This window comes from Pantoea sp. WEP (assembly GCF_041678305.1).
Classification (GTDB): domain Bacteria; phylum Pseudomonadota; class Gammaproteobacteria; order Enterobacterales; family Enterobacteriaceae; genus Pantoea; species Pantoea dispersa.
In genome coordinates, this window is the sequence record NZ_JBGNXB010000001.1 from 417,676 (window position 1) to 433,711 (window position 16,036).

13 protein-coding genes, 1 tRNA gene and 3 rRNA genes are annotated in these 16,036 nt (G+C 55.9%); 4 read left to right on the forward strand and 13 right to left on the reverse strand.

Features of this window, described 5'->3' with window-relative positions; genetic code table 11:
- The first annotated feature begins 163 nt into the window (after window positions 1-163).
- The 4 genes from ABVR31_RS02000 to rrf (ABVR31_RS02015) all read left to right on the forward strand — a co-directional run bounded on the left by ABVR31_RS02000 (window position 164) and on the right by rrf (ABVR31_RS02015) (window position 3,626).
- Window positions 164-3,068, forward strand: a 23S ribosomal RNA gene (locus tag ABVR31_RS02000).
- A gap of 204 nt (window positions 3,069-3,272) precedes the next feature.
- Window positions 3,273-3,388, forward strand: a 5S ribosomal RNA gene (gene rrf / locus ABVR31_RS02005).
- 14 nt (window positions 3,389-3,402) lie between these two features.
- Window positions 3,403-3,478, forward strand: a tRNA-Thr gene (locus ABVR31_RS02010).
- 32 nt (window positions 3,479-3,510) lie between these two features.
- Window positions 3,511-3,626: ribosomal RNA gene (gene rrf, locus ABVR31_RS02015) — 5S ribosomal RNA — on the forward strand.
- Between the two features lie 151 nt (window positions 3,627-3,777).
- Here rrf (ABVR31_RS02015) and ABVR31_RS02020 read toward each other — a convergent pair.
- The 13 genes from ABVR31_RS02020 to aroQ all read right to left on the reverse strand — a co-directional run bounded on the left by ABVR31_RS02020 (window position 3,778) and on the right by aroQ (window position 15,936).
- Complete coding sequence (locus ABVR31_RS02020) at window positions 3,778-4,539, reverse strand: amino acid ABC transporter ATP-binding protein (RefSeq protein WP_058759889.1); 762 nt, start codon at window positions 4,537-4,539, stop codon at window positions 3,778-3,780.
- 8 nt (window positions 4,540-4,547) lie between these two features.
- Window positions 4,548-5,648: an amino acid ABC transporter permease gene (locus ABVR31_RS02025; RefSeq protein WP_372771737.1), complete on the reverse strand. Its 1,101-nt coding sequence runs from the start codon at window positions 5,646-5,648 to the stop codon at window positions 4,548-4,550.
- 15 nt (window positions 5,649-5,663) lie between these two features.
- Complete coding sequence (locus tag ABVR31_RS02030; RefSeq protein WP_021508165.1) at window positions 5,664-6,842, reverse strand: amino acid ABC transporter permease; 1,179 nt, start codon at window positions 6,840-6,842, stop codon at window positions 5,664-5,666.
- A 66-nt stretch (window positions 6,843-6,908) separates the two neighbouring features.
- Window positions 6,909-7,934, reverse strand: coding sequence for an amino acid ABC transporter substrate-binding protein (locus ABVR31_RS02035; RefSeq protein ID WP_058759887.1), 1,026 nt, complete (start codon window positions 7,932-7,934; stop codon window positions 6,909-6,911).
- A gap of 537 nt (window positions 7,935-8,471) precedes the next feature.
- Entirely contained in the window at window positions 8,472-8,768 is a 297-nt protein-coding gene (gene fis / locus ABVR31_RS02040) for a DNA-binding transcriptional regulator Fis (RefSeq protein ID WP_003855228.1), read from the reverse strand.
- Window positions 8,769-8,792: 24 nt separating this feature from the next.
- Window positions 8,793-9,758 (reverse strand): tRNA dihydrouridine synthase DusB, encoded by a 966-nt coding sequence (gene dusB, locus ABVR31_RS02045; protein WP_040679767.1) that lies wholly within the window; start codon window positions 9,756-9,758, stop codon window positions 8,793-8,795.
- 308 nt (window positions 9,759-10,066) lie between these two features.
- The gene (locus ABVR31_RS02050; RefSeq protein WP_031279827.1) at window positions 10,067-10,795 is read right to left on the reverse strand and encodes a carbonic anhydrase; all 729 of its coding nucleotides are present in this window, start codon (window positions 10,793-10,795) and stop codon (window positions 10,067-10,069) included.
- A gap of 195 nt (window positions 10,796-10,990) precedes the next feature.
- The gene (prmA, locus tag ABVR31_RS02055) at window positions 10,991-11,872 is read right to left on the reverse strand and encodes a 50S ribosomal protein L11 methyltransferase (protein WP_372771738.1); all 882 of its coding nucleotides are present in this window, start codon (window positions 11,870-11,872) and stop codon (window positions 10,991-10,993) included.
- A 12-nt stretch (window positions 11,873-11,884) separates the two neighbouring features.
- Window positions 11,885-13,330 carry a sodium/pantothenate symporter gene (gene panF, locus ABVR31_RS02060; protein ID WP_104093876.1) on the reverse strand — a complete coding sequence of 482 codons (1,446 nt, stop codon included), beginning with the start codon at window positions 13,328-13,330 and terminating at the stop codon, window positions 11,885-11,887.
- Window positions 13,320-13,562 (reverse strand): YhdT family protein, encoded by a 243-nt coding sequence (locus ABVR31_RS02065; RefSeq protein ID WP_372773952.1) that lies wholly within the window; start codon window positions 13,560-13,562, stop codon window positions 13,320-13,322. The genes panF and ABVR31_RS02065 overlap by 11 nt, the downstream gene beginning before the upstream one ends.
- Before the next feature lie 71 nt (window positions 13,563-13,633).
- Window positions 13,634-14,983, reverse strand: a complete 1,350-nt coding sequence (accC, locus tag ABVR31_RS02070) for an acetyl-CoA carboxylase biotin carboxylase subunit (protein ID WP_021508158.1) — start codon at window positions 14,981-14,983, stop codon at window positions 13,634-13,636.
- Window positions 14,984-14,994: 11 nt separating this feature from the next.
- Entirely contained in the window at window positions 14,995-15,462 is a 468-nt protein-coding gene (gene accB / locus ABVR31_RS02075) for an acetyl-CoA carboxylase biotin carboxyl carrier protein (protein WP_058759883.1), read from the reverse strand.
- Between the two features lie 21 nt (window positions 15,463-15,483).
- Window positions 15,484-15,936 carry a type II 3-dehydroquinate dehydratase gene (aroQ, locus tag ABVR31_RS02080; RefSeq protein WP_021508156.1) on the reverse strand — a complete coding sequence of 151 codons (453 nt, stop codon included), beginning with the start codon at window positions 15,934-15,936 and terminating at the stop codon, window positions 15,484-15,486.
- Window positions 15,937-16,036 lie beyond the last annotated feature (100 nt).

Genomic DNA, 16,036 nt, shown 5'->3' on the forward strand with positions numbered 1-16,036 from the left:
CTGAATGCATTGCGAAGTTATTGCTCTTTAACAATCCGGAACAAGCTGAAAATTGAAACGACACGTCGTGTTCATTCTCCGTAATAAGAATGAAATTTACGATGTGTTCGGGTCTCTCAAATGCTTGCAGTCTGCAGCGTTGCAAAACGCCTGTGGGTTGTGAGGTTAAGCGACTAAGCGTACACGGTGGATGCCCTGGCAGTCAGAGGCGATGAAGGACGTGCTAATCTGCGAAAAGCGACGGTAAGGTGATATGAACCGCTACAGCCGTCGATGTCCGAATGGGGAAACCCGGTGCACTCTGTGCATCATCGTTAACTGAATACATAGGTTAACGAGGCGAACCGGGGGAACTGAAACATCTAAGTACCCCGAGGAAAAGAAATCAACCGAGATTCCCCCAGTAGCGGCGAGCGAACGGGGAGCAGCCCAGGACCTGAATCAGCTTGTGCATCAGTGGAAGCGTCTGGAAAGTCGCGCGATACCGGGTGACAGCCCCGTACACGAAGATGCATGAGTTGTGAGTCCGACGAGTAGGGCGGGACACGTGGTATCCTGTCTGAATATGGGGGGACCATCCTCCAAGGCTAAATACTCCTGACTGACCGATAGTGAACCAGTACCGTGAGGGAAAGGCGAAAAGAACCCCGGCGAGGGGAGTGAAACAGAACCTGAAACCGTGTACGTACAAGCAGTGGGAGCCTACTTGTTAGGTGACTGCGTACCTTTTGTATAATGGGTCAGCGACTTATATTCTGTAGCAAGGTTAACCGCATAGGGGAGCCGAAGGGAAACCGAGTCTTAATTGGGCGTTAAGTTGCAGGGTATAGACCCGAAACCCGGTGATCTAGCCATGGGCAGGTTGAAGGTTGGGTAACACTAACTGGAGGACCGAACCGACTAATGTTGAAAAATTAGCGGATGACTTGTGGCTGGGGGTGAAAGGCCAATCAAACCGGGAGATAGCTGGTTCTCCCCGAAAGCTATTTAGGTAGCGCCTCGTGAATTCATCTCCGGGGGTAGAGCACTGTTTCGGCTAGGGGGCCATCCCGGCTTACCAACCCGATGCAAACTGCGAATACCGGAGAATGTTATCACGGGAGACACACGGCGGGTGCTAACGTCCGTCGTGAAGAGGGAAACAACCCAGACCGCCAGCTAAGGTCCCAAAGTCATGGTTAAGTGGGAAACGATGTGGGAAGGCACAGACAGCCAGGATGTTGGCTTAGAAGCAGCCATCATTTAAAGAAAGCGTAATAGCTCACTGGTCGAGTCGGCCTGCGCGGAAGATGTAACGGGGCTAAACCATGCACCGAAGCTGCGGCAGCGACACTATGTGTTGTTGGGTAGGGGAGCGTTCTGTAAGCCGCTGAAGGTGTGCTGTGAGGCACGCTGGAGGTATCAGAAGTGCGAATGCTGACATAAGTAACGATAAAGCGGGTGAAAAGCCCGCTCGCCGGAAGACCAAGGGTTCCTGTCCAACGTTAATCGGGGCAGGGTGAGTCGACCCCTAAGGCGAGGCTGAAAAGCGTAGTCGATGGGAAACAGGTTAATATTCCTGTACTTGGTGTTACTGCGAAGGGGGGACGGAGAAGGCTAGGTTATCCGGGCGACGGTTGTCCCGGTTTAAGCGTGCAGGTGTGAAGACCAGGCAAATCCGGTCTTCTTTAACACTGAGGCGTGATGACGAGCCGCTACGGCGGTGAAGTAACTGATGCCCTGCTTCCAGGAAAAGCCTCTAAGCTCCAGGTAACACGAAATCGTACCCCAAACCGACACAGGTGGTCAGGTAGAGAATACCAAGGCGCTTGAGAGAACTCGGGTGAAGGAACTAGGCAAAATGGTGCCGTAACTTCGGGAGAAGGCACGCTGGCGCGTAGGTGAAGGGACTTGCTCCCGGAGCCGAGGCCAGTCGAAGATACCAGCTGGCTGCAACTGTTTATTAAAAACACAGCACTGTGCAAACACGAAAGTGGACGTATACGGTGTGACGCCTGCCCGGTGCCGGAAGGTTAATTGATGGGGTTATCCGCAAGGAGAAGCTCTTGATCGAAGCCCCGGTAAACGGCGGCCGTAACTATAACGGTCCTAAGGTAGCGAAATTCCTTGTCGGGTAAGTTCCGACCTGCACGAATGGCGTAATGATGGCCAGGCTGTCTCCACCCGAGACTCAGTGAAATTGAAATCGCTGTGAAGATGCAGTGTACCCGCGGCAAGACGGAAAGACCCCGTGAACCTTTACTATAGCTTGACACTGAACATTGAGCCTTGATGTGTAGGATAGGTGGGAGGCTTTGAAGCGTGGACGCCAGTCTGCGTGGAGCCAACCTTGAAATACCACCCTTTAATGTTTGATGTTCTAACGTAGGCCCGTAATCCGGGCTGCGGACAGTGTCTGGTGGGTAGTTTGACTGGGGCGGTCTCCTCCCAAAGCGTAACGGAGGAGCACGAAGGTTGGCTAATCCTGGTCGGACATCAGGAGGTTAGTGCAATGGCATAAGCCAGCTTGACTGCGAGAGTGACGGCTCGAGCAGGTGCGAAAGCAGGTCATAGTGATCCGGTGGTTCTGAATGGAAGGGCCATCGCTCAACGGATAAAAGGTACTCCGGGGATAACAGGCTGATACCGCCCAAGAGTTCATATCGACGGCGGTGTTTGGCACCTCGATGTCGGCTCATCACATCCTGGGGCTGAAGTAGGTCCCAAGGGTACGGCTGTTCGCCGTTTAAAGTGGTACGCGAGCTGGGTTTAGAACGTCGTGAGACAGTTCGGTCCCTATCTGCCGTGGGCGCTGGAGAATTGAGGGGGGTTGCTCCTAGTACGAGAGGACCGGAGTGAACGCACCGCTGGTGTTCGGGTTGTCATGCCAATGGCACTGCCCGGTAGCTAAGTGCGGAAGAGATAAGTGCTGAAAGCATCTAAGCACGAAACTTGCCCCGAGATGAGTTCTCCCTGACCCTTTAAGGGTCCTGAAGGGACGTTGAAGACGACGACGTTGATAGGCCGGGTGTGTAAGCGCAGCGATGCGTTGAGCTAACCGGTACTAATGACCCGTGAGGCTTAACCTTACAACGCCAGAGGCGTTTTGGTCTGAGAGACCGGAGAATTTTCAGCTTGTGACGGAAAAATTAGCGGAAACGAAAGATTTTGCGCTGAGGCGAGGCGCCGGACGAGACGGTACGAGGGAGCATACAGAAGTATGTGACTGAGTAGCGCGAGGACGGGCAACGCGGCATCAGTGAAAAAGATTCGTTTCGTGCACAAAGAATTTGCCTGGCGGCAACAGCGCGGTGGTCCCACCTGACCCCATGCCGAACTCAGAAGTGAAACGCCGTAGCGCCGATGGTAGTGTGGGGCCTCCCCATGCGAGAGTAGGGAACTGCCAGGCATCAAATTTAGTGTGCTGATATGGCTCAGTTGGTAGAGCGCACCCTTGGTAAGGGTGAGGTCCCCAGTTCGACTCTGGGTATCAGCACCAGTTATGGCATGAGTTCGGTTTAAAAGAATTTGCCTGGCGGCAACAGCGCGGTGGTCCCACCTGACCCCATGCCGAACTCAGAAGTGAAACGCCGTAGCGCCGATGGTAGTGTGGGGCCTCCCCATGCGAGAGTAGGGAACTGCCAGGCATCAAACACGAAAGCCCTGAACATCTGTTCAGGGCTTTTTTGTTTTTCGTGGTGACCTTTATCGCAATAAAAACCCTCAATAAAATCCACAGACATAAAAAAGCCCCTGCCATGCTGGCAAGGGCTGAATGATGCGGCGAATCGGGTTCGTTTAGTGGATAACCTGCGACAGAAACGCCCGGGTCCGCTCGGATTTCGGATTCGCAAAGAACTCTTCCGGCGGCGCCATCTCCACGATTTCACCGCGATCCATAAAGATCACCCGATCGGCAACCGTACGCGCAAAGCCCATCTCATGCGTCACACACAGCATCGTCATCCCGTCTTCCGCCAGGCCGATCATGGTATCCAGCACCTCTTTAACCATCTCAGGATCGAGCGCGGAGGTGGGTTCATCGAATAACATAATCTTCGGCTTCATACACAGCGAACGGGCGATGGCCACGCGCTGCTGCTGTCCGCCAGAGAGCTGCCCGGGAAACTTATGGGCATGCTCAGCAATGCGCACGCGCTGCAGATAGTGCATCGCCAGTTCTTCGGCCTCTTTCTTTGGCATCTTGCGTACCCACATCGGTGCCAGCGTGCAGTTCTGCAGAACGGTCAGATGCGGGAAAAGATTGAAGTGCTGAAATACCATGCCGACTTCGGTGCGCACGCGTTCAATATTGCGTACATCATCATTCAGGTGGATGCCGTCTACGACAATCCGTCCCTGCTGATGCTCTTCCAGATGGTTGATGCAGCGAATGGTGGTGGATTTACCGGAACCCGAAGGACCGCACAGCACGATACGCTCGCGCGGTTTCACCTGCAGGTTGATATCTTTCAGCACGTGGAATTGCCCGTACCATTTGTTCACGTTTTCGAGCGTAATCATCATGGCGTTAGCCGCCGTTGTCATTGTTTGTGTCATGTAAAACCTCAGTGCGATTTACGCCCGGTGTGGAAGCGCTTTTCCAGATACTGGCTATAGCGCGACATGCTAAAACAGAAAATCCAGTAAACCAGTGCAGCGAAGACATAGCCTTCGGTCGACATACCCAGCCATGTAGGGTCGACGGTTGCCTGCTGCACGCTACTGAACAGATCGAACAGGCCGATAATGATCACCAGGCTGGTATCTTTAAACAGCGCGATGATGGTGTTCACCAGACCGGGAATGGTCAGCTTGAGCGCCTGCGGTAAAATCACCAGCGCCTGGGTTTTCCAGTAGCCGAGCGCCAGCGACTCTGCCGCTTCGTACTGGCCTTTAGGCAGGGCCTGCAGCCCGCCACGTACCACTTCGGCGACATACGCCGACTGGAACAGGATCACGCCAACCAGCGCACGCACCAGTTTGTCTATCGTGGTGCCTTCCGCCATAAACAGCGGCAGCATCACTGAAGACATGAACAGCACGGTAATCAGCGGTACGCCACGCCAGAACTCAATGAAAATCACTGACAGGGTGCGCACCACCGGCATTTTAGAGCGACGGCCCAGCGCCAGCAGAATGCCGAGCGGCAGCGCCCCGGCAATGCCGACAGATGCGATAATCAGCGTCAGCGTCAGGCCGCCCCACTGGCGCGTTTCCACGCGATCCAGCCCGAAATAGCCGCCATACAGCAGCAGCCAGACGACGACCGGATAGATCACCGCCCAGCAGGCGATATAGCGGCCGCGGCGCGGCATGGATTTGATAAACATCGGCACAATCGACAGCAGGCCAATCACCAGCGTCAGATTGATGCGCCAGCGCAGCTCATGCGGATAGAGCCCGTACATGAACTGGCCAAAGCGCGCGTGGATAAAGACCCAGCAGGCGCCCGCTTTCGTACAGTCCGCACGGGTTTCGCCAATCCAGTTAGCCTGGAAGATCAACCAGTTCAGCGCCGGCGGGATAACGCTCCAGATAATCCACAGGCTGAGTAACGTGAGCAGCGTATTCAGCCAGCTGGAGAACAGGTTTTTACGCGCCCAGAGCCAGGCTTTACCCAGTGGATTGCCCGACACCGGCGGCGTTTCGTGTGTGGTCACAGACATAATGGTTCCGTTCTCTTAACGCTCAACCAGCGCAATTTTGCGGTTATAGAGGTTCATCAGCAGCGAAATGAGCAGACTGATAATCAGATAAACCGCCATGGTGATGGCAATGGTTTCAATTGCCTGGCCTGTCTGATTCAGTACGGTGCCGGCAAACAGCGACACCATATCCGGATAGCCGATCGCGGCCGCCAGCGAGGAGTTTTTTACGATGTTAAGGTACTGGCTGGTGAGCGGCGGGATAATCACGCGCATCGCCTGCGGAATGATCACCTGACGCAGCGTAACCGGGTTGGGCAGCCCGAGCGAACGTGCCGCTTCGCTCTGGCCATGCGGTACTGACTGAATCCCGGCGCGAATCACCTCAGCAATAAAGGAAGAGGTGTAGATCGACAGTGCCAGCGTCAGCGCTGCCAGTTCCGGAATCATGGCAAAGCCACCGCGGAAGTTGAAGCCGCGCAGCTCGGGCACATCCCAGTGCGTGGCGGCACCAAACAGCGTATGGGCGATCAGCGGCAGCAGCACAATTAAACCGGCCGCAGCGGGCCAGGTGCGGCGCAGCTGACCGGTTTTCAGCTGATGCTTGCGGTTAAAGCGGAACAGCGCGGCGCTGGCGGCGATGGCAATCGCCAGCGCGATCAGGAATGGCCAGGTGCCGGGTGCATACTCCGGCCACGGTATATACAAACCGCGGTTGCTGACAAAAGCCAGATCGAACGCGTTCAGCGCCTGACGCGGGCCCGGCAGATTGCGCAGCACGGCAAAGTACCAGAAGAAGATTTGCAGCAGCGGCGGGATATTACGGAACGTCTCGATATAAATGGTCGACAGCTTGCGCAGCAGCCAGTTATCCGACAGGCGCGCCAGACCGATGGCGAAGCCGAGGATCGAGGCGAAGACAATACAGAGCGCGGAGACCAGCAGGGTGTTGGTTAACCCGACCATAAACACACGCGCGTAGGTATCGCCTTCGCTGTAATCGATCAGATGCTGGACGATGCCGAAACCGGCGTTGCGCTCAAGAAAGCCAAAGCCGGAGGTAATACCGCGATTGGCAAGGTTGATCACCGTGTTGTGGATCAGATAACCCACCACAGCAAACACCGCCACAATCGCGACAATCTGGTAAAGCCAGGCGCGAACCGTAGGATTACCGAACGAAAAATCCCTTTTCACGGTTGGGCGTTGCGACATGTTAAAACCTCAGTGAAGAATACGCGTGGGCACCGCAGGATGCGGTGCCCGACTGGCAGGAGACAATTAACGCACTGGTGGAGCGTACTGGATGCCGCCCTGGTTCCAGAGCGCATTCTGGCCACGTGCAATTTTCAGCGCGCTGTCTTTACCAACGTTACGATCGAACACTTCCTGATAGTTGCCAACCTGCTTGATGATGTTGTACGCCCACTTGTTGTCGAGCTTCAGGTCTTTACCGAAATCACCCTCTGCGCCCAGCAGGTGTGCCATATCTGGCGTGGTTGGCTTCGCCGCCATCTCATCAACGTTCTTCGAGCTAATGCCCATCTCTTCCGCATTCAGCATGGCGAACAGCGACCATTTCACGATGGTGAACCAGTCATCATCACCGCGACGCACGACCGGGCCCAGCGGCTCTTTCGAAATCACTTCTGGCAGTACGATAAAGTCATCCGGCTTGCCCAGCTTGATGCGCAGCGCATACAGCTGTGACTGGTCAGAAGAGAGGGTATCGCAGCGGCCGCTATCCAGCGCTTTAGCGGACTCATCAGAGCGGTCGAAGGTGACCGGCGTGTACTGCATTTTGTTGGCTTTAAAGTAGTCGGCCACGTTCAGCTCGGTATCGGTCCCGGCCTGGATACACACGGTGGCACCATCCAGCTCTTTGGCGCTTTTCAGACCGGCTTTCTTATGGGTCAGGAAGCCGATGCCGTCATAGTAGTTTACGCCGGCGAACAGGAAGCCCATGCCGCCATCGCGTGATGAGGTCCAGGTGGTGTTACGCGACAGGATATCCACCTCGCCTGACTGCAGCGCGGTGAAGCGCTCTTTGGCGGTCAGCGGGGTGTATTTTACTTTGCTGGCATCGCCAAAGACCGCAGCAGCAGCGGCGCGGCACACGTCAACATCGATACCGGTGAATTTGCCGCTGGCGTCAGCGTAAGAGAACCCTGGCAGACCATCGCTGATACCGCACTGTATAAACCCTTTCTTCTTAATGGCGTCCAGCGTGGTGCCTGCGTGCGCCTGCTGGGTCACGGCGAACAGCGAGGCGGCAGCAATCAGGGTGGAAAGCATCATCTTTTTCATAAAGCATCCTGTGTGGCGAGATCGTGTGTTGTTATGTTTGCGCGCACTTTACTGTGCGCTTATTTCTTTCTGTGGCGTTCAGCCATCCACGACACTGCAAAGCTGATGCCAGGTTTGCAGAATCCTGAATTCACTGGAAAGATCTTTTAATAAACGGACGTATCCGGAAAGTTGTCGCTACTATCGCGCACCAAAAGGCAGCATGACGAGTCGCCACGATCACAAATAGTGCAAAAAGTTTCACTATATGGAAGCAGTGTGAGCTAACGCTCATGAACAGGTGTACGGCAAAGTGGAATTACCGCTGAAGCGGTTCAGGATCACAAACAAAGCGGGCTGAGGGGCGATCAGGAGGACTTTTCCTGCGCAAAAACAGGGCAGGGCAACGGCCCTGAGAGAGATGAGCTATCACGCCGGCGATTGCAACTATCGTTACCATTTTGACGATAATCGTTTCACGCGGTGTTAACAGGCGGGAAATACAAACAAAAACGCCAGCCCAAAGGCTGGCGTTATCGCAGCAAGGAACCAGAACGCTTAGTTCATGCCGTATTTTTTCAGCTTCTTACGCAGCGTACCGCGGTTGATGCCCATCATCAGGGCAGCGCGGGTCTGGTTGCCACGGGTATACTGCATCACCATGTCCAACAGAGGCTGCTCGACTTCAGCCAGTACCAGCTCATACAGGTCACTTACATCCTGACCGTTCAGTTGAGCAAAATAGTTCTTCAGTGCCTGTTTAACCGAATCACGCAGAGGCTTTTGCGTCACCTGATCCTGTGAGTTAACGGTAGAAACGGTCAGTACGTCAGAATTTACGCGTTGTTCGAACATAGTTCTTTCAGCTCTTTATTTCGTTTACGCAAGATTTTCGAAGTATGCCTCCAACGCCTCCAGCTGTTCGCTGGCATCCTCTATGGCGTTGAATGTGCGCCGAAACTGGTCGTCAGGGGCACTTTCCTGCAAATACCAGGAAACGTGTTTTCGGGCAATACGGTATCCCTTGCGCTGACCGTAAAAGTCGTGCAGCTCCCGTATGTGTCCAATCAGCATATGCTTCACTTCAGCCAGCGGCTTCGGTGCCAGCAGCTCCCCTGTGTCCAGATAATGCTGGATTTCCCGGAAGATCCACGGTCTTCCCTGAGCAGCGCGTCCCACCATCAGAGCATCGGCTCCGGTGTAGTCGAGCACTGCCCTGGCTTTGTGCGGGTCAGTAATGTCACCATTCGCGATAATCGGAATAGCGACGCTCTGCTTAACTGTCCGAATGCTGTCGTATTCAGCTTGCCCTTCAAACAAACAGGCGCGCGTGCGGCCATGAATGGTCAGGGCCTGAATACCACAGCGTTCAGCCAATTGGGCAATCTCTACACAATTACGATTTTCTTTGTCCCAGCCGGTGCGAATCTTCAGCGTAACCGGTACATCGACTGCGTTCACCACCGCACGGAGGATTGACTCCACCAGCTGCGGATGCTGCAGCAGCGCTGAACCTGCCATCTTACGATTCACTTTTTTAGCCGGGCAGCCCATGTTGATGTCGATAACCTGTGCACCGGACGCAACATTAATGCGCGCGGCGGCGGCCATCTCATCGGGATCGCAACCCGCAATTTGCACGGCGCGAATACCGGGCTCGTCACTATGCACCATACGCAAACGCGATTTGTCACTGGCCCAGACTTCCGGGTTCGATGACAGCATCTCGGAGACAGTCATACCGGCGCCGTTGTCATAACACAGGGTGCGAAATGGCTTGTCGGATACTCCGGCCATAGGCGCAGCGATGAGTCGATTACGTAGCTGGTGATGTCCAATGCGCATGAAAAAGAAGTGACCCTAACTGTTCGCAAGGCGGCGTATATTACGCATTTTTTCCGAAAGATGAAAGGCCAAACTTTGAACAATTCGCCGTTTAAGATCAGGGAAATGGGGCTTAGCAGCGGGGTATTCATCATTACTTGTTTAAATTCAGTGCATTACAAAAATACGCTGAAATTGTGAGCAAAAGTTTTTCCAAAAATATGCGCTGAATCACAACATAAAAACCGCCACTTCCGCGAATCGGCAAGAGAAATGGCGGTGATTTGATTGAAAAGTGAACGCTTTATTTACGTTTAGTGAGTATTTCGTTACTCAACCACCAGCCGGCCATTGAGCGGCTGCACCGGGCGGCTGTTACCGTGTTCACCCAGCACCGCGCTGAAGGCCTGCAGCTGCTGTGCGGAAGCCGTTACCGGTTGCTTCATCACCAGCCAGCGCACGCCTTCACTGCACGGAGGCGTGGTGAGTGAACCGCTGAAGCGGTAGTAACGGCGATCGGCGGGCAGCAGTGGCGTAATATCGACATCCTGCTGCAGCGTAGCTGGCTGATTGACCTGCGCCGGCAGCGTATCCAGCAGCGTCGTCAGTACCGGATTTGCCGCACCGGCTTCGAACATCACCCCGATCACCGCCAGCTGCTGCTGCTCGTCACTGAATACAAAGTGGCCCTCAAGCGGATAGCGTTTGCCGTCGATCAGGTTTTCGCTCGGGGTATGGAAGTGAAACTGCTTCAGTGTGAAGGTCTCGCCGTCCAGCGTCAGCGTATCACCCTGCTGCAGGTTGATCTGCACGGTGTGGCCGTTGTTAACAATGGCGGCCTGGCGCGCCTGCAGTTCCAGCGTCAGCGCCGGCAGACTGGCATGCAGCGCCTGGCGAATATCAATCGGCGACTGATTCACGCCCTGCTTGCAGACGTGAAAATCAGGGGACAGGTCGCCCCACTGCTGTGGCTGAGCATAATCCCAGGCGGCAGCCTGAACGTGAGCAAAAGGCGCTGCTGCCAGCAGCAGAGCGATCAATGTGTGTTTGCTTTTCATCATCATTTATTCACTAAGCGATATATCAATGTTATGTGCCGCGCACGGCACGGTTAACAGGGATAGCGCTATCGCCTGGTGCAGCAGTCTACTGATTTCAATGTAAAGAAACGGCAGGAAAACGGGGCTGGCGGGGATTTGAGACAGGTCTCAGGCGGGGGAAATCGGGCCAGCAGTCGCTGGCCCATGCGTCGGTTAGCGGCGCACGCCAGTGATGCGGCACCACTCCTCTTTTTCCGCCACGGCGTCCAGTGCAAAACGCTCCGCATAGGCTTCACACACGCTTTCCGCCTGGCTGGCCAGCACGCCGGACAGACCAAGATGGCCGCCGGCTTTCGGCAGCACGCTAATCAGCGGCGCCAGTTCGCGCAGCGGACCGGCGAGGATATTGGCGACCACCACATCCGCCTGCAGGTTTTCCGGCTGCTGGTGCGGCAGATACAGCGACAGGCGGTCGGCAACGCCGTTGCGCTCGGCGTTATCGCGGCTGGCCTGGATCGCCTGCGGATCGATATCAATGCCGATCGCCCGGTCTGCACCGAGTTTCAGCGCGGCGATGGCCAGAATGCCGGAGCCACAGCCGAAATCGATCACCGTTTTGCCCTGCAGATCGAGACCATCCAGCCAGCTCAGGCACAGCGACGTGGTGGGATGGGTGCCGGTACCAAAGGCCAGACCGGGATCAAGCATCACGTTGACTGCATCCGGATCCGGCACGTCGCGCCAGCTGGGGCAGATCCACAGGCGTTCACCGAAACGCATGGGATGGAAGTTATCCATCCATTCGCGCTCCCAGTCTTTATCCTCGATCTGTTCGATCTTATGGCGGAAACCCGATCCCAGCAGCGGATGCTGGCTCAGTTCGGCCACCACATCGTCCATGGCGGTTTCCGCGTCGAACAGGCCAGTCACATCGGTATCGCCCCACAGCCGGGTTTCACCTGGCAGCGGCTCATACACCGGGTTGTCGTGCGTGTCCTGAAAGGTGACCGACACCGCACCGGCGTCCATCAGCACGTCGCTGAGGGTTTCGGCGTGCTCGCCGGTGCTGTTAATTTTGATTTGAATCCATGGCATAGCGTTTCTCTTTTATTCCAGGGCAGCATCGCGTGCGTCAGGCGCGCTGCCGAACAGATTACCCACCAGGAAGGCCAGCAGGCTTAATGTCAACGATGGCACGATAGGGTGAAAGCCCCACAGTTCGATTTTCAGGCTGGCAAGCAGCGTATAGCATCCGGCTCCCACCACCATGCCACTGATGGCGCCCGCCGCATTGGCGCGCTCCCAGTACAGTCCCAGCACCAGCGGCCACAGAAAGACCGCTTCAAGGCCACCGAACGCCAGCAGGTTGAGCCAGATAATCATATCTGGCGGATTCCAGGCCGCCAGCAGCAGCAGCAGGCCGAGCACAAAGGTGATGGTGCCGGAGAGCAGCCGCAAACGCGCCTCGTTCTCGCTGTGCTGCGGCGCAATGCGCAGGTAAAGATCTTTGATCAGCGTAGCGGACGATTGCAGCAGCTGCGCGTTAATCGTCGACATGATCGCCGCCATTGGCGCCGCGAGGAACACGCCAGCCGCCATCGGTGGCAGCACGGTGATCATCAGCGTCGGGATCACGCGATCCGGAATCGCCAGATCCGGCAGTACCGCGCGACCGAGTGCGCCGGCCAGATGCATACCGAGCATCAGTATCACCACCACGATGGTGCCGAGGATGATACCGCGATGCATCGCTTTGCTGTCTTTGTAGGAGATGCAGCGCACGGCGGTATGCGGCAGCCCAATCACGCCAAAGCACACCAGTACGGCAAACGAACTGAGGAAGGTTGGATTGATGACGTTGCCGACGCCTTCCGGTGACACCAGCTGCGGATCGATGCTACGCAGTTTGGTGACCGCCGTTGCCAGACCGCCCGCCTGGTGGATGACGGCAAACAGCAGCAGGAAGGTGCCAATCAGCATCACCAGCCCTTGCATGGCATCGTTGAGCACGCTGGCGCGAAAGCCGCCGAACGCGGTATACAGCGCGATGGTGCCGCCAAAAATCAGCAGTCCGGTGTCATAAGGAATACCGGCGGCCGTCTCCAGCAGGCGCGCGCCGCCGATGAACTGTACCGTCATGGCACCAATAAACGCCACCAGCAGGCTGATACTGGCCAGCCAGATGAGCAGCGGGCTGCGGTAGCGACCGTACAGCATGTCATTGAGCGTCACCGCGTTGTAGCGTCGTGCCAGAATCGCGAATTTTTTGCCCAGCACGCCGAGTGACAGCCAGACCGCCGGCACCTGGATCATCGCCAGCAGTACCCAGCCCAGCCCGTATTTATACGCCGCGCCTGGCCCGCCAATAAATGAGCTGGCGCTGATGTAAGTAGTGGTGATGGTCATCGCCAGCACAAAACCGCCCATCGAGCGACTGCCGAGGAAATACTCACTCAGGAAGTTGCCGTGGCGCTGTTTGCGCATGGCAAACACCGACAGCCCGGCAATCAGCACCAGATAGGCCAGCAGTGGCAGAATGATTTCAGTTTCCATCGTGGTCCTCCAGAGACATATCGCGGAACACCACGCGCACCATCAGCCAGCACAGGCCAATGAACAGCACGGGCGCGAACACGCAGGAGAGCTCAAACCAGCGCGGTAAACCGGTGAAACCGCTTTGTGTGCCGCCGAGCCACGCGGACACGCCCCAGAGGGCGAGGTACGCCAGCGTCAGGTACAGCGACCAGCGCGCCTCTTTATTAGCTTGCAAAAAACGCCCATCCATCATGCAACCTCAAAGGCAACAAAAATGAAAAAGGCCGGTTTAACCGGCCTCTGCATTGCTCTGCGCTGCGCTTACTTCTCGTGCAGGCCGAGTTTCTTCTCCAGATAGTGGATGTTAGTACCACCCTGCTGGAAGTTTTCGTCGGTCATGATGCGCATCTGCAGATCGACGTTAGTCTTGATGCCGTCGATGATCAGTTCCGCCAGCGCATTTTTCATGCGCGCGATAGCCACGTCACGGTTTTCGCCGTAGGTGATCAGCTTACCAATCATTGAGTCGTAATACGGCGGCACGCTGTAGCCGGCATAGATGTGCGATTCCCAGCGCACGCCAAAACCGCCTGGCGCGTGGAAACGGGTGATCTTGCCCGGGCTCGGCAGGAAGGTGTTCGGGTCTTCGGCGTTGATACGGCACTCGACCGCATGACCGCGCACCACCACATCTTCCTGTTTGATTGACAGCGGCTGACCGGCAGCAATACGCAGCTGCTCTTTGATCAGGTCGACGCCGGTGATCATCTCGGTGACCGGATGTTCCACCTGAATACGGGTGTTCATCTCGATGAAGTAGAACTCACCGTTTTCATACAGGAACTCGAACGTACCGGCACCGCGATAGCCGATTTCCACACAGGCGTTAGAGCAGCGCTCGCCGATGTAGCGACGCAGTTCCGGCGTGATGCCCGGTGCTGGTGCTTCTTCGACCACTTTCTGGTGGCGACGCTGCATGGAGCAGTCACGCTCGGCCAGATAGATGGCGTTGCCCTGACCATCGGCCAGAACCTGAATCTCGATGTGGCGTGGATTCTCGAGGAATTTCTCCATGTACACCATGTCGTTGTTGAAAGCCGCTTTGGCTTCCGCTTTCGTCATGTTGATGGACTGCTCAAGATCCTTGTCGCTGCGCACAACGCGCATACCGCGACCGCCGCCGCCGCCAGAGGCTTTGATGATCACCGGATAGCCGATGCGCTTAGCGATGGCACGGTTTTTCTCCATGTCGTCGGTCAGCGAACCGTCAGAGCCTGGTACGGTCGGTACGCCGGCTTTTTTCATCGCGTTGATTGCTGACACTTTGTCGCCCATCAGGCGAATGGTGTCGGCTTTCGGACCGATGAAGATAAAGCCAGAGCGCTCAACCTGCTCGGCGAAATCGGCGTTCTCAGAAAGGAAGCCGTAGCCCGGGTGGATCGCAACCGCGCCGGTGATTTCGGCGGCGGAGATCAGCGCCGGGATATTAAGATAACTTTTGACCGACTGCGCCGGGCCGATGCAGACGGTTTCGTCCGCCAGCAGCACGTGCTTCAGATCGCGGTCTGCCGTGGAGTGAACCGCCACAGTCTTGATGCCCAGTTCTTTACAGGCACGCAGAATGCGCAGCGCAATCTCACCACGGTTAGCAATGACAATTTTATCCAGCATGCTTCGCCTCGTTATTCGATGACGACCAGCGGCTCGTCGAATTCAACCGGCTGGCCGCTTTCCACCAGGATCGCCTTCACAACGCCGGATTTATCGGCTTCGATCTGGTTCATCATTTTCATCGCTTCAACGATGCACAGGGTGTCGCCAGCGTTCACTTTCTGACCCACTTCCACAAACGCTTTGGCGTCCGGGCTTGGGGTGCGATAGAAGGTACCGACCATCGGCGAACGCACGATGTGGCCGCTGACTTCAGGTTTAGCCGCTTCTGCAGCGACAGGCGCAGCAGCAGGTGCAACCGCAGCAGCCAGCGCAGGCTGTGGAGCCGGAACAGCATAAGCCTGCTGCATCATAGGGTAACCGACATTGGCAGGTGAACGGCTGATGCGAACTGACTCTTCGCCTTCAGAGATTTCCAGCTCAGCGATGCCGGACTCTTCAACCAGTTCGATCAGTTTCTTAATTTTACGAATATCCATGAGTGTGGTTCCGTACTCTGTTTAATTGGAATGTGACAGGCGTTTTACGGCCGTTTGTAAAGCCCACGAGTAGCCATCGGCGCCCAGTCCACAGATGACGCCGGCAGATACATCGGAAAGATAGGAGTGGTGTCGGAACGGTTCGCGTGCATGCACATTAGAGAGATGCACCTCAATAAAAGGAATGCTAACCGCCAACAGCGCATCGCGCAGGGCAACGCTGGTGTGCGTAAACGCAGCCGGGTTAATGATGATGTAATCGACGTTGCCGCGGGCTTCGTGAATACGATCAATCAGCTGGTATTCCGCATTCGATTGCAGATGACTCAATTTCACATGGTGCTGGTCGGCCTGTTGCGTCAGATCGCTGACAATCTGCGCCAGCGTCGTGTGACCATACTTGTCAGGCTCGCGCGTTCCCAACAGGTTCAGGTTGGGTCCGTTTAACAGCAGTATGTGAAATTTATGCGCCATCTTGCGGCTATCTCCTGCAATCAGTGAGGCATCGCGTAAAATACCGCGACATCCTTCATTTGTCACTCTTCAGAGTGAAAAAGAAGACTTCGCTTGCAAT